Here is a 14,747-nt window from a genome sequence, read left to right as displayed (position 1 = left end):
TTATGTTACTCCCATGCATGGTTGATTCGGGGATCTGAAAGGGATCGCCCGGTTTCCTTGAATGTATCACAACTTAATGCCACATTCATCCAGTTTCCCAATGTTTTTAAATCTTTATCAAACTGTTTTTTTAAAAAATCAATGTTTTCCGGGGTAAGGGTGGGACGTTTTTCCATCTGCCAGGGTTTTTTGATGAAATTCCGGACACTTTTGGGAATGAAATTTTTTCGGATAAAGGTCACCATGGCATTGTCAACAATGGCATCCCGCAATGGATTTACCTGTAGGCGTTCCCTGGAGACATTGGAGGCCTGGAGATCAAAGTCCCATTGTGGGCTCTGGGCGTAACCCAGAAACTTACACACCCTTTCAAGCTCGTGCTGGGGCCGGGTAACCAGTGAATCAAAAAACAGAGGAAGAATATTTTCCCGGCCATAGGTTTTGATGAAGGGTGCCAGCTGTTTGCTGTACATGCTGTATTCAATGAGGATGGGAAGGGTTGTGACAGCGCGGTTGATATCCACAGATACTTCTTTTTCTGTCCAGTGGTGGATGTACTGGGAGATGAGGCGATCAATGGGGTGCCGCATTACATATATCAATTTCAAGGAAGGCATTGCTGCCTGCATGCGCAAGATGGTGTCAGGGTAGGTGGGCAGCTTGGTGTAGTGGGTGCTGGATTCGCCACAAAGGGTGGTGACATCTGCACCCTGGAACAGGTCTGCGTACCAGTCAAAGCCCTTTGCATAGATTTCATCGTTGCTGAAGAAATTGGGTTCTTTGGGTTCACTCATTAAAATGTCGGGTTGGATGGCCAGCTGGTCATGCAGGGTGCTGGTGGCACACTTCATGGCGCCTATTATTATAAAATCCGGTGTTTTTTTCATAAGTTAAATCTCCAGTCATGGTCGGCGCAGCGATTGGTTTTCCTTAAGGGGATCGGTGAATTGTATCCAGGTGTCCCTTGCGCTGTATTGACAGTTGTGGGGTTCTTTATTGCCCAGGCGCTCTCTAATTCCTGCCACAAGCCAGCCTGCGGTCCACAGGAGATTGGCCAGGAACAGTCCTCCGGTGCCTGTGAATTTTGCAAAATACCGGGTCCTGGAGGCGTAAAAGTAGTGCGGCAGGCGTTTTCGTTTGGCCAGGGATGACTTCACAGAAGAGCTTCCCCCCCGCAGGTGCACCACCCGGGCCCGGGGCTGGTGGAGAATCTGCCAATCCTTTTCCCACACCCGGCGGCAATAGTCATTGTCCTCAAAATACATGAAATAGCCGTCATCCATCATGCCCACCTCCCGGATGACATTGTGGCGGATCATCACACAGGCAAAACTGGTCCAGGGGGGATACATGGGACCATCAGAGACCTCCATGGGAACATCATATGATTTGAGTAACCGGGTGACAGGGCCGGTGCCTGCTGCGTCAATGGTCTGGCTTAACGGGGTATGGTTGTTAAAGCAGCTGATCTGGGGCGTGGCATCGGGCCACTCCAAGCGGGGACTTACCAGCCCTGCTTTGGGGTGGTGCTCCATGGCATCCAGAAGGTGGCTAAGGGCTCCGGGACGCACAATGGTGTCACTGTTGAGAAGAAGATAGAACTGGGCCTTAACGGTTTTAATACCCAGATTGTTTCCCCAGGAAAAACCACCGTTCACCGGCGAGTGTACCATGCTGATCCATGAATCCCATTGATTGTCGATGATTTTTTCTTCTATGATTTTACCTGAACCGTCCGGGGAGTTGTTGTCCACCAGCACAACAACATCTTTGGCTGGATCTATTTCATGTTCCAGGGAGGTGAGGCACTGCAGGGTCAGATCAAAGGAGCAGTAATTGATGATAATAATGGAGAGTCTATGGCCCATGTTTTTTTCCCTTTTTTATGATGTTTCTCAGTGGGTTTGGCTGAATGCATAAAGCCCTTTGGCCAGGTTGACATAAGCGTGATGGGGAAACTGGTTCAGATTCTGTCCCAGAACCCCAAGGGCGGTTAACAGGTATGCCGTGGCATCAACGGGTCGGCATTCCAGAATGTCACAGTGGGCCTGGATCATTTTTTTTCCCTGGGACCGGGGGACGGTGAAGCTCTGGAGAAATTTAAACAGATCAAAAAAAGGAATGCCCCGGGTATCGGCCCCGGCCCAGTCAATGATTCTGAATTGACAGGCAGTCACACCGGTTTTGGGGGGCCGCATGATGTTGCCCCGCCACAGATCATTGTGGGCCAGGCTTGTGAAGGGACACCAGGCACCTGATGAGAGCGCTTCCATGGCATTTTCAGCGCTTTGAATCATCTCTTTGGGGAATTTTTTTTCCCGGCAGACGGTCTGCAGGGCCGATATGACGGCCACGGACTGCCCGGTAGCACACATTGGGTGTCGGGTTTGCTTGACCACATCTGTAAGCCATTTTCCCACCATTGGGGTTAACAGGCGTTTTTGCACCTGCCACATCCATCGGTTGGCAGTTAATGGCGTGTTCAGGTCATAGATGGCCCAGGAGACACCCAGAACCTCTCCATGCACAAAGGGCAGAACAATGACCTGATCATGGGGGCTTTGCAAAAGGGATCTGGCGGATCGGGCCTTTTCAACATTGTCCTTAACCAATGTTTTACCGATGGGATTGGCACAGAGGATAAAAGCTGCAGGGGTATTATTTTTATCTGCTATGATGCCCTTATAGGTCACATCAATGGGATAATAGTTGTTTTTCATGGGACCTGGATCAAGAACCATGTTATCGATGGCCAGTTTTCGCTGCCGGATTTCTTCCATACCGGCCAGTGACTGCTTCAAGGCTTCCAGCACAGGGGGAAACCGGGTCGGATCAAAGGAATTTTCTGTGTTTGTCATATTTTCCCCATGAAGTGGTTGATATATTTTTTTTGCATGCTTTTTGGGGGACCTGGGTTAAAATATGGTCCGCCCCGGCAATTATGATCACATACCGTTGGTTTTGATATATCCCTTTTTTTCCAGAAATGTCATCACCATCTGGGCCGCCTCGGCCTGGGTGGTGTTGGAGGTGTCAATGGTGATCTCTGCTTCTGAAGGGGGAATATATGGATCATCCACACCGGTGACCCCTTTTATTTTTCCCTGTTTGGCCTTGGCATAAAGCCCTTTTCTGTCCCGGAGTTCACACACCTCAAAGGGGGTGTTCATGTGGATTTCAATATATCCGCCATATTGGCTGATGAGATCCCTGTTAAATCGCCGGGACTCTTCATAGGGGGCAATGGGGGCACAGATGGCAATGCCCCGGTTTTTGGTGATCTCACTGGCCACAAAACCGATGCGGCGCACGTTGATTTCCCGGTGTTCCCTGGAAAAATTGAGTTCCCTGGACAGGTTACTTCGCACAATGTCGCCGTCAAGTAAGGTGACGGGCCGATCCCGCATTTCCATGAATTTTACATATAATGCCTTTGCCAGGGTGGATTTGCCGGCCCCTGAAAGGCCGGTCATAAAAAGGGTAAACCCCTGTTTGTGCCGGGGAGGGTAGGTTTTTTTTAATTCTGCCACCACCTGGGGAAAGGCAAACCATTCCGGAATTTCTTCGTCAAATTCCAGGCAACGTCGCAGTTCTGAGGAGGAAATTTCCCGGATTTCCATGTCCGGCTGGATTTCATTGCGGGGAAAATAGCGTTTCTGGCCGGGCACATAGACCATGGGGTCCAGGGGGACCATTTCAATGCCGATTTCCGGCCCATGTTTTTTCACCAGTTCCTGGGCCTTGCCCGGGGGATAAAAAAGATGGTCTCCGGTCTCATGCATAAAGGGGTCAGCCTGGTCCGGGGCCACCATAAAATGGGTGCAGCCGAAGTTTTTCTTGATAATGGCCTGGAGTACGGCCTCTTTGGGGCCCGCTTTTCTGGAAGCAAAGGGCAAAAGACCCAGCATGATCATGGTTTTGGGAAATTGCTGCACAAAAGCCTTGTAACAATACACTGTGGTGAAATGATCCAGATCCCCCGGTGCGGGAATGCCTGCCACGGGCTGGAGAAAAATGTTTGCCCGGGCATCCCGGGCTGCCTGGAGCACCATCTCCTTGTGGGCACAGTGCAGCAGCTTTTCCGTGTGAAAACCGATGACGTTACGCCAGCCGTTCTGGGTAAAGCTGCGGTGAATTTCCGAAGGGGGTTTCCTAAGATCCATGAAATCAAAATGGAGAGGGTGGTGGAGCCCTTCAATGATGCCGCCAATGTAACAGGATTCGGTTTTGTTAAAAAGATTAAACACTCCGGGGTGGAGGTGTTCATCTTCTGTGCCGTAGATGGACTGGGCTTCCAGCCGTTTGTCCGGTTGCCAGATGTCTTTGATGTGTAAAATGGCCAGGAGAAATCCTTCGGAATCGCATAGCCCCAGATCTTTACCCGGTTCCAGGGATGTGGCAAGGGACTCTGGAATATCAAGACAGATGGGCATGGGCCACACCGACCCATTGGCAAGAGAGCCGTTTTCCAGAACCGATTCATAATCTTTTTGAACCATGAAGCCGTTTAAGGGATAAAATGCCCGGTTGCACAGCAATTCAAGATCGTATAACTGACGTTCGTTGAGATTGATTCCCGGGAGGCCCAGGGCTTCTTTTTTCAATCGTTCAACCCTTCTGAAGTGGACCATCAGGCTTTCGGAAAAATCATTCATGGAGGTTTTATCCCTTGTCTGGTTAACTTTTGTGCTTTGTTGTGGGTGGAACCGGGTCAGAATAAGGTCTGCCCATGGCAGCTATATGTCCTTGTTCAATTGTAAAGGTAAGGTGAATTTGATCCATTTTGTAACGATCTTACTTTATTATGGTGATATTATGGTGTCAAGGTGCAATTGTATGGGGGGGTCACAATATTTTTTTCCATCCTTTCTGGGAAACATCAGTTGAAAATATCCTTTTATCCCACCATACTTAGTCACTCTTTCCGAAAAACAGTACAAGCGTGCTTTTGGGATGACACAGGCCATGATGTGATCAAAACTCAACTTTCGGGCTTCATTTCAAAGCTGGCATTTTTAAATGTACCGATGGGGTCAGTGTGCCGACGGGGTCATGTGCCGACGGGGTCAGGCTTTTGTTATTGATGTTATCGACCAAGGCCTTTGCCAACGAAAAAAACCTCGATAATGTCAATAACGAAAGCCTGAGCCCACCACGAGATGCGAACACCGAAAGTTGAGATTAAAATTAAAAATAAGGCTATTCCCGGGCAATGCCAGGCAATAGCCATGCATAAAAGTATGTAGAATAGAATTATTCCATGGGATTTTTGCCATTGGCAGCCTATGTGTTTTAAATGTTTCTAATTTCGATCTATTTGATTTGTAAAAGCCGATAGATAAAATTGTACCCGCACAGCTCGAATTATTTGAGATCGGTACTTTACTTTTTATCTTTTCCCGGAAGACCGATGAAAACCGGAAAATATTTTTTTATTCCGTCAGCCACGGGAAGTAATATCAGAATGCTGATAACGGCATAGGCAAGGGAAAGTAGGATGGAATCTTCCTTGATGCTTGATGGTATTTTAAATCCATACACGATAATGGCTGTTAAAAAAGGAAATACTAGCAAATGCAGGGGAAAAATAATCAGGGTGCTGTCTCCGATTTTTGATATCAGACGGTTGGCAGGAATTTGCATGGCCAGAATGACCCAGAACAAAATTCCTGATAATGCGGCAGTATAAAAAAAGATATAATTGCCGTATACCCCCGCCACCACCGCCACTTTTAGGTTCATCAGGCTGCATACCGTGTAAAGCGCCAGACAGGTGGCACCAAGACCCCATTTAAAGAGACGATTTTTCCAGATGTCAAAGCTGAGCCAGGGCTGGCACAGATACCCAATGCCGTAAAAGACCACCATGGAAAAAGCAATGTCCATATTCCAGGGCAGCCTGAATCCATCGGGGCGGTTGATCCATGTATCCACGTACCCCCCAATGGAAAAAAGTGTTAATGCAACCATCAACCCCATTTTTGAAGGGATTTTAATCAAAAAGAAAAATAGGATTTCCGTGACAAAGAGGCAGAGAAAAAACCACAGCACCGTGTTGTGGTCCATCCAGTGGTTGATGCCATTGCCATAGAAAATGCCGATAAATGTACGAATGGGGCTGATGTTTAACTGGGCCTGGGTACCAAAATGACGAAAAAGAAAAAACCATAGGATATAGCTTAATATGGAAAAGGAGATATAGGGAATCAGGCGGCTTCGGGCCTTGTTTTTCACATAGGCCCTAAATGGAATCTCTCTAATGTTTTTTTTAACAAGAAGTCCTGAAAGCCAGAAAAAAATGGGCATGTGAAAGGAGAAGATCAGGCGTTCCACCGGGGTGGGCAGACCGATGGTGTGGCCGATGACCACCAGAAAAATGGTCATGGCTTTAAGGGTATCAATCCAGACAATGCGATGGGCCATGATGATTCCTCCACTTTTATTTTTGTTGGGCTTGGTCATAACGTGGGCCATGGTGTGATAAAATTTCGGTGACAAAAACTAATAGCTGTAATTACAGCGCTTTGTGGTTAATAAAATTTTATATCACGTATAGTGGCCCAGCTTATGATAAACCCCTGTTTGTAGTATTTAAGACCTCTTTCAGTGCAATGTAGTCGTCAAAGCCATTGTCCAGGAATATGCGTTTAATGGCAAGGCTTGGGCATGTTGATGGTGTTGCATCTTTTGGAATCAGTTTTAAAAAAGAGATAAGTTTTCCATAAAATTCAAGTTTGAGCCCACAAAAAACGGTCCATTGAGTAGATTTGCTTTGTTGTATTTAAACGATACTCCTTTGGTGTCTGTGACAATGCCCCCGGCTGCGGTGACCACTGCCTGGCCAGCCCCTGTGTCCCATTCCCAGGTGGGGCCAAGTCTTGGATAAAGATCTGCTTTGCCTGCGGCCACCAGACAGAATTTTAAAGAACTTCCCCGGCTCACAGCTTCATGGGGAGGCAGGGCATTCAGGCACTTTGTCAGCTCTTTTGAGGGGTGGGACCGGCTCTGGACCACCCGGACCACATCCCCGTCAATCGGAGGAACAATTTCAAGTTTTAGCTGTTTTTCCCGGGTAATTTCCCAGCATCCGGTTTCCACATCTGCCAGATACATCAGATCCAGGGCCGGGGCATAGATGGCCCCTGCCACAGGGATATGGTTTTCTATCAAGGCAATGTTCACGGTGAATTCATCGTTCTTTTTTATAAATTCCTTGGTGCCGTCCAGAGGGTCCACCAGCCAGAAGCGTTGCCATTGTTTTCTCTCTTCAAAGGAGATGGTTTTGCCTTCCTCAGATAAGATGGGAATGGCGGGATATTCTTTTTTCAGCCCGGCGGAGATGATTTCATGGGAACAGGTATCTGCCTTTGTGAGAGGGGAATCATCGGATTTGATGTCCACAGAGAAATCTGTGGTATAAATATCCATGATACCTTTTCCGGCTGCCTTTGACAGTTCTTTTAAAAATTCAAGATCAATGGGATGGGACATCATATTATCTCCTTTGGGGTCTTTTCAGAGGCGGCACACCGAGGGAAGGCGCTTATGCCCTGATCATTTTTTTATATAAACAGACCATGTCATGGGCTTTATTCCCCCATTCATAGGTTCTTACCCGGTCAATGGCCCGGGCTGACATTTTTTCTCTGATGTCCGGGTTTTCCAGCAGGAATTGGATTTTTTCAGCAAATTTTTGAATCAGGTGGTCCCGGGATTTGGGTTTGATTTTAATGCCGGTCTCCTCTGTGACGTATTCTCCAAGACCTGCATAGTCCGGTACAATACAGGGAAGTCCGCACCCCATGGCTTCCAGGGCCACGGCCCCTCCAAATTCACGCACTGAAGGAAAACAGAACACATCGCTTTTTTTGTAGTGGATCAAGGTTTCTTTCTGGGGTATCCATCCGGTGAAATGGACAATATTCCCCACACCGGCCTTTCCGGCCAGTCTTTCCAGTGATTTTTTTTCAGGACCATCCCCCACAATGGTGAAAGTCAATCGCTTTTGAACGGTTTTTGGCAATGTGGACAACGCTTTGATGGCCATGTCAGCCCCTTTATATGCCACAAGCCTTCCCACAAACAGCAGATTCATTGTTTTTGATGTGTGCTTTTTGGGTGTTTCTGTAAAGGAGGCAAGAATACCGTTTTCATGGAAAAGACCAATGCGGGAATCATCCATGTCAAACAGATTTTTCAACATGTTCTGTGTGTACAGAGAGCCTGAAAGCACTTTGTCTGCAGTTTGATATGTTTTGGTGTATCCCGGAATCAGTCGAGTGAACATGCGCAGAAAATTAAATCCGGCAAACTCTTTTTTGGCAACGGTGTCAAACCCCGGAGGAAAGGGAACGCCGCCGTTCACCGGCCCCAGCAAAAAAGGGGTGGTTTCACAGTGATCAATGAGTTTCACCGGGTATCTGGGCAGAATGGGGGTCATCACATGCACCAGATCATATTTTTGGGCCCGGATGAGGGGACCATATTTCTGGCTCACCCGATGGTTGAATTCCCCATAAATGGGATAGGAAAGGGCATGTTGTAACGGCCAGTTCACGGCCCCCCGGTGGGTGACGATTTTTATGAGGCGGTAATATCGTTTTAAAAGAGACGACTCCCGGATATAGTCAATGGTGTGATTGCCCCGGACTTTTTCCAGGGCGGATTGATTTCGTTCATGGGTCACCAGGGTAACCTGTACCCGTTTGCGGATTTCATGGTAGAAATTATAGGAGAGCAAGGGCACGGACGCCCATTCCGGATTGCACTGTTCCATCACCATTAATATTTTTATGTTTTCATTTTTCATGCAATTCTCCTTTTTGGGTATGTCGGCCCGTGCGAAACATTATTCTTATGATCACCGCCAGTATGATGCCAAGGACGGCACCGATATTGTTTGCAACGATATCTTCCGGTGAAAAATGCCTTCCCGGCACATATTTCTGCATGAGTTCCAGTATAAATCCCAGGCCGGGCATGGAAGATGACACACAGAAACCAAGTTTTATGGATGAAAAAAAAGCAATGGGAAAAAATGCAATCAATCCAAAGGTGATGATCCGGGCCAGCTTATCAAGTCCCATGGGGGTGTTGCCCTCACTGAGGCTTGCCTGGGGAATCAGGGAGCTTATGATAACAAAGGCTATACTTGCTATCCACAGAACAATGAGGGGGCGGGAGATGAGGTTTTTCCAGATATCAGTTTTATTTAATTTCAGTGACAGGCCTTTGAAGGGCTTGTCTTTTTCCTTTTTGCCCATGGGATATCTTCTCCTGATTATTTAAGTTTGCGGGCGTTTTTTCAAGTTGAAATCGGGGGCCTGTATAATTGCGCTGCAGTACAAAACGGGTGGTGCCCCGACCCGGGGGCGGCAAAATGGGTGACCCCATGGGCCGGGAAGTGGAAAGGGGAGACGGCAATGATGTGGGTTCTTCTTCCCCGGGTGCAGACATGGGTTGTATTTTTTTGTGGGTGATCATTCCTGTTATTCCCCCGGCAAATATAATGTACATCTGGTTGACCATGGCATTTAGTGTGCAGTCAATGAGAAACAGCAAGGGGATGATGGCAATGGCCGCACTGGGGGCAATTTCCGGCTGGGTCCAGGTTTTGGGATGGTTTCTCAGGGTGAACAGCAGCATGGGTAAAAAGAGCACAAGGGACACCGATATCAGGCCCATGAAGCCCCGGCTGCCGAGAATGATGACCCAGAACCCGTCCGTGGTACTCAAATCTTCCCCGGTGTCCGGGTCATACACCCGGGATCGACCCCATCCCCCCCAGCCGAAAAAAGGTCTTTCCAGGGCCTTTTCCACCAGAATATTTTCATTGTCAAATCGGAAGGCCAGGGAGGCAGCCCGGTCTGCACTGAATTTTTCTGTAATTAAATCAATGGCATTTTGTCCGTCCCAATAGCCTGTGGACCGGGTGGAAATATAGGCCGGTGGAATCAACAGCATTGACCATATGAGTATTGCCGTTTTCAGTTTTGATGAGGCAAACAGTGCCATGAGTCCCAGGAACATAAGGCCAATGGCGCCGGATGATTTGCATACAATGGCGGAAAAAAGCATCACAAGGGCCAGAAGCCAGGTTGGGACATTGAATATCTTTTTGGGAAACACCTTGGTTGCCGTGCACCATATACCCACCAGGGCTGCCATGCACATGAAGGTACCCAGCATGATGCCGTGCTGCATGAACACCATGGGGCGATACCCGCCTCCCCGGATCACCTGGGCAAAGGAGTGCTGCATGTATCCGTAAACAATGTTATGGGCCTGGGGACTCATGACCAGCTCAAAGGCCACAAAGGGAATGTAGATAAACCCGCACAGGAACAGGGCTTGGCACAACAGAAGATGCCCCCTGGGATCGGAGAAGTAGATTCGTCCGGCCAGGTAGGGAACCCCCCACAGGGTAAATGTGTTAAAGCTTTCCTGGAGTCCGTCCTTGGCACCAAGGCCGTTTAGTATGGAGGAAAAAATCACGGAAGAAAGCCATACAATCATGGGGTAATCCACCGGGTGCAAGGCAAAATTTTCCAGACGTTCTCCATCCGTTACTTTCATGGCAAGCATGACGCCAATGCCCGTTGCCGTCATTTTGTTATACAGAATCAGAGGCACATGGAGTTCTTCCATGGGAAGGAAGAGCACTGCACCGAAAAATGCAATGACGGCAGCTTTCGGCCCTCCATATCTGGAAAAAAAATAGAAGATGGCCGGAATGATCATGATAAGGGAAAGCAGGCATATAAAATTTCCTCTCATGATATTTTACCCCATTGCCCGCCTGATACGTTTTAAAAAGGAGTGCAGGAATGAGTTTTCCATGCGTTTTTCAAGTTTTCCCACGTAGCGGGGCCCCCCCCAGTTAAGCACCGGGATGATGGCCGGGATCTGCTGCCGGATAAACAGCTCTGCGGTTCGCCTCAGATCGGAATACATTGCCCGGTTTCCCTGGACCACCAGAAGCAGGACATCTGAAAATACAGTGAGGTATTCGGTGAAATCATTTTGCATCACCGGACTGGAGTCGATGAGCACAATGTCGTAATTTTTTTTGGCCATGGTGATGATCATGCCGTATATCAAGGTGGAGTTCTGGAATTTCTCCTTTCCCGATGCCGGTAAAATATCCACATTGCGTTCTGCATCTGTATAAATGCATTCATTGAAATCGGCTTCACCGTTGATCATTTCTGCAATGCCCGGTTGGGATGGAGGAATATCAAGCAGCCTTCGCATGGCCGGTTTGGCAGTGACAGCTTCAATGATCAAAATATTGGGATGGATCTGTCCCAACAGGTTGCCCACGTTGAGGATGATCTCCGAGGTGCCGGAGGTGTCGGTGACGGCGTTAAAAAGAAAAATACGCGATTCATTGGTCTGATTTTCCTTGTAAATTCTCAGGGCCAGGCTGCGAAGGGCTTTGGATGTCACCGATGCCGGGGCTTCAAGGGTCACCCTGGAGAAGGGAACATGGGGCAATGCCCGGGAGATGGGCCAGGTGGATGGATGGCCCAGGGCATGGGTGATGTTCATGGGGTTGGTGATGCGGTTGTCCATAAACTCAATGACAAGACAGATAAACCCGATGAACCCAAAGGGGACAATCACACACACCATGACCAGTTTTTTTGCATTATTTCCCGCAGGGGACATGGGTGTCTGGGCTCTGAGGGCAAAGGAAATTCTGCTGGGGGCATTGGCTTGTACCCCAAGCTCGTTGATTCTGGACTCATATTTAAACAAAAGTCCCCGCATGTGTCTCAGTTCCGCCTGGGTTTGTTCTCCGTTGATGAGGCGTTCTGAATTAATGGCAGCTTCTTCCCTGGCCTTTGCCAGCTGGGTTGAAATATCTTTGGCCGCTTCCCTGAGAGCATCATATCGACTCTGTTCCTTTATCAGGTTGGTGGTCAACTCATAATCACGTTTTCCGTAAACCGTCATGTCCGCCAGTTTGCGCACTTCATTTGTCATCTTCTTTTCATACCGGCTCATGGCTTTCATGCGCTCTTCAATATAGGTTCTGTCAGAGCTTTTTTCACTTAATCCATCCAGTTTGGTCCTCAGTTCCTGGAGTTGCTGGTAGGTCCAGGACTGGGTGGAGTCAAGCCCCCAGTCATTGGCCACCACTTCTTCCACAAAGGGTTCCATGTCCAGCTTGGATATTTTTTCTTTTTCCTGGACTTTCTGGTTATAAGCGGTTTCCACATCCATTAGCATGAGATCAATTTTTACCTTTGCCTGCTGGAGCTGCTCTGCCCGTTTATAGTAAAAATTGTACATTTCACTGAACTCACTGGTGTGGGTTTTTTTGGCAATGTCTTTGAGAGTGGTGATTTTATTGTCTATGCTCCGGCGCAAATGATCCCTTTCCGATTCCAGATATTTAAGACGGGTCTGGTTTTGTTGCTTTTGCTGGGAATCCACAATGTCTTTGTAAGATTCCATGACATTGTTGAGCACTTGGGCAAGACCGGTACGGCGACCGGACTGGAGTTCCAGTTCAATGAGATGGGTCCTGCGGACGATTTTAACTGACAGTTTTTTGTGGAGCATGGTAATACATCTTTCCTGGGGTGCCCCGGGGAAAAAAAGGGCATCTCTGTGTTCTGGAACCAGGCGTTTAACAGCTTCTTCCAGGACGTCATGGCTTCTTAAGCGGGTGGCCTGGGTTCTGGAATAGTCTGAGTATTGCTGGAGAATGGAGTTTTCCTGACCCTTGCCGATGATGGTTTGAACCACAGGATCTATCTGAAGTTTTGCCGTGGCCATGTAATAGGGCTTGATCCCCATGAGAGCAAAGGGGATGAGCAGGGTAAAAATAAAATTACCCAGAACAATGATGGGGACTGTATATTTTCTTAAAAATCTAAAAATATCAAGGGGTTTACCTTTTTTTGTCCCTGGCAGCAGTTCTTGTGAGGAGGTCTCCATGGCGGTTTTTTTATCCTCTGTTTTTTCCGGGAAGCCGATGTTTTATTATATTCATCAGAGGGGTGGTTTCATCTGCGGTGAGAAAAAATTTCCATAAAAGAGTAAAGGTCAGGGCCAGATGGAAAATTCCCAGAAAAATGACTTCCACCCCGGCTATTATTCTTGTGTGCATGGGCAGGATAAGGGTGATAACGTACACCGTCATGGTCACCAGTAAAGGACCCAGTGTGGGGGTGAGCACGGTTTTTACAAATTGTTTTAAAGTGATGCCAAATGCCTGGTTGGTCCTTAAGAACAAAAAGATACTGCCCAGGCAGGAGCTGGCCAAAACCCCCAGTGATGCTCCCAGAATACCCATGAAGCGGGTCCCGGTGGGAATCCATAACAGGGCCGTGATGAGCTGAATAATAAGATATTCAAATTCCCGTCCGGATCGATTGATCCCCTTAAACACCAAGGTGGCGGGTCCTGTGCAAAGATGAATCATGTTGGACAGGCTGATGATCACCATGACCCCTGCGGCACCGATATATTCATTGCCCACCCAGCAGGTGATCAAGGGGGTGGCCACGGCCATTAAAAAACCAAATACGGTGGCATTCAGTATGGCAAGCAGTCGCAGCCCTTTGAGGTAAAAGCTCTGGAGTTCCGTTTCAAGAAGTTTGTCTTCCTCTTTAAATGTGCCATAAAGCCATTTTAAAAACGGTGTCACCGTGGCAATGATCAGTCCGATAAAGGCGCATAATAACGCCGTGGGTAAGGTGTGTGCCCCGGGATTGAAAATATAGATGAAAATCACCGGCACCATGCCGATTAATAAAGAGGCCAGGAATAAAAAGAGATATTTTTTAATCCGTAGCCCCACAGGTGCCAGATCCCCCCGTTGCCATCGTCCCCCAAGATAGGAGGCCGCTGGGAAAAAAGGGGTAAAAGCGGCCCGGGAGATGTTTCTGCCGGTGAAGGGAAATTTTCGGCCGATTTCAAAAAGTCCGGTACCGGCAAGCCCCATGAAAGAGGCAATGACAAAGCGGGCCAGGGATGCATTAAAGATGGAAATGGCCCCCAGCACCTGAACCTTGCCAACATAGACAAAAAGCTCTTTAAACGCAGCGGCGCTGATAAAGGAGATGCCAATGGAAAAGCCCGGCAGTTTTTTAAATACAAATACGGTGCAGATTAGCATTTCTGCAACGGTTTTAATACCATAGGCATATAAAAGTCCCTTGACTCCCATGCCCAGAGGAAGGAATATCACAATGAGGATCACCTCAAACACCGAGGCCCCCACATTAACACTTTTTGTAAAGGCAATTTCCTGGAGGCCGTCCAGGACGGATCGAAAACCTCCCATGGTAAAGTCAATGCAGAATACAAGGGTGGTACCCATGACCATGAACCCTGCAATGGACATGGATTGGGCTTTGACATGGAAAAGGCCCAGCAACCACGGGTGAAGAAGATAGATGGCGGTATAAAAAATCAGAGCAAACAAAAGCATGAATAACAGGCCTGTGGAAAACAGGCTGTTCATTTTTTCCAGATTTTTTTCTGCATGGTATTGGGCTGTGAATTTGACGTAGGCGGTGTTGATGCCCACGGCCCCCACGGCTGCGTAGGACAGAATCACAAAACAGATGGACCACAGGCCAAATTCGGTGAGGGAAATATAGCTTAAAATAATGGGGGTCAGGGCAATGCGGCTTAAAAAATAAATGGCGGTGGCCGCCATGCCTGCCATGGCATTTTTACCTGCTTTTTTCCCCACCTTTGATAGATTTTTTTGTTGATTTTCATCCATT

General features: G+C 48.0%; 11 protein-coding genes. All 11 read right to left on the bottom strand.

Annotated features, from left to right (window positions below; translation table 11 throughout):
• Positions 1 to 5: 5 nt before the first annotated feature.
• On the bottom strand, positions 6 to 887 hold the full coding sequence (locus B9A32_RS15795) for a sulfotransferase family protein (protein ID WP_084070678.1): 882 nt from the start codon (positions 885 to 887) through the stop codon (positions 6 to 8).
• A gap of 15 nt (positions 888 to 902) precedes the next feature.
• Entirely contained in the window at positions 903 to 1,868 is a 966-nt protein-coding gene (locus B9A32_RS15790) for a glycosyltransferase family 2 protein (protein ID WP_084070675.1), read from the bottom strand.
• 27 nt (positions 1,869 to 1,895) lie between these two features.
• On the bottom strand, positions 1,896 to 2,858 hold the full coding sequence (locus B9A32_RS15785) for an aminoglycoside phosphotransferase family protein (protein ID WP_084070674.1): 963 nt from the start codon (positions 2,856 to 2,858) through the stop codon (positions 1,896 to 1,898).
• A gap of 87 nt (positions 2,859 to 2,945) precedes the next feature.
• Entirely contained in the window at positions 2,946 to 4,655 is a 1,710-nt protein-coding gene (locus tag B9A32_RS15780) for a bifunctional sulfate adenylyltransferase/adenylylsulfate kinase (RefSeq protein WP_084070673.1), read from the bottom strand.
• A gap of 727 nt (positions 4,656 to 5,382) precedes the next feature.
• On the bottom strand, positions 5,383 to 6,462 hold the full coding sequence (locus B9A32_RS15775) for an acyltransferase family protein (protein WP_170923864.1): 1,080 nt from the start codon (positions 6,460 to 6,462) through the stop codon (positions 5,383 to 5,385).
• A 237-nt stretch (positions 6,463 to 6,699) separates the two neighbouring features.
• Positions 6,700 to 7,494 (bottom strand): 3'(2'),5'-bisphosphate nucleotidase CysQ, encoded by a 795-nt coding sequence (cysQ, locus tag B9A32_RS15770; protein WP_232367194.1) that lies wholly within the window; start codon positions 7,492 to 7,494, stop codon positions 6,700 to 6,702.
• A 49-nt stretch (positions 7,495 to 7,543) separates the two neighbouring features.
• Positions 7,544 to 8,809 (bottom strand): glycosyltransferase family 4 protein, encoded by a 1,266-nt coding sequence (locus B9A32_RS15765; protein WP_084070671.1) that lies wholly within the window; start codon positions 8,807 to 8,809, stop codon positions 7,544 to 7,546.
• A complete protein-coding gene (locus B9A32_RS15760) occupies positions 8,799 to 9,263 on the bottom strand; it encodes a VanZ family protein (protein ID WP_084070670.1) in 465 nt (154 codons plus the stop codon). Before B9A32_RS15760 ends, B9A32_RS15765 begins: the two co-directional genes overlap by 11 nt.
• Complete coding sequence (locus tag B9A32_RS15755) at positions 9,208 to 10,776, bottom strand: O-antigen ligase family protein (protein ID WP_084070669.1); 1,569 nt, start codon at positions 10,774 to 10,776, stop codon at positions 9,208 to 9,210. The genes B9A32_RS15760 and B9A32_RS15755 overlap by 56 nt, the downstream gene beginning before the upstream one ends.
• 6 nt (positions 10,777 to 10,782) lie before the next feature.
• Positions 10,783 to 12,948, bottom strand: a complete 2,166-nt coding sequence (locus B9A32_RS15750) for a GumC family protein (RefSeq protein ID WP_084070667.1) — start codon at positions 12,946 to 12,948, stop codon at positions 10,783 to 10,785.
• 10 nt (positions 12,949 to 12,958) lie between these two features.
• Positions 12,959 to 14,746 carry a lipopolysaccharide biosynthesis protein gene (locus B9A32_RS15745; protein ID WP_084070664.1) on the bottom strand — a complete coding sequence of 596 codons (1,788 nt, stop codon included), beginning with the start codon at positions 14,744 to 14,746 and terminating at the stop codon, positions 12,959 to 12,961.
• Between the last annotated feature and the right edge of the window lies 1 nt (position 14,747).

Source organism: Desulfocicer vacuolatum DSM 3385 (assembly GCF_900176365.1).
GTDB lineage: Bacteria > Desulfobacterota > Desulfobacteria > Desulfobacterales > Desulfobacteraceae > Desulfocicer > Desulfocicer vacuolatum.
The sequence above is the reverse complement of the archived record's forward strand: the minus strand, read 5'-3'. Positions and strand labels throughout refer to the sequence as shown.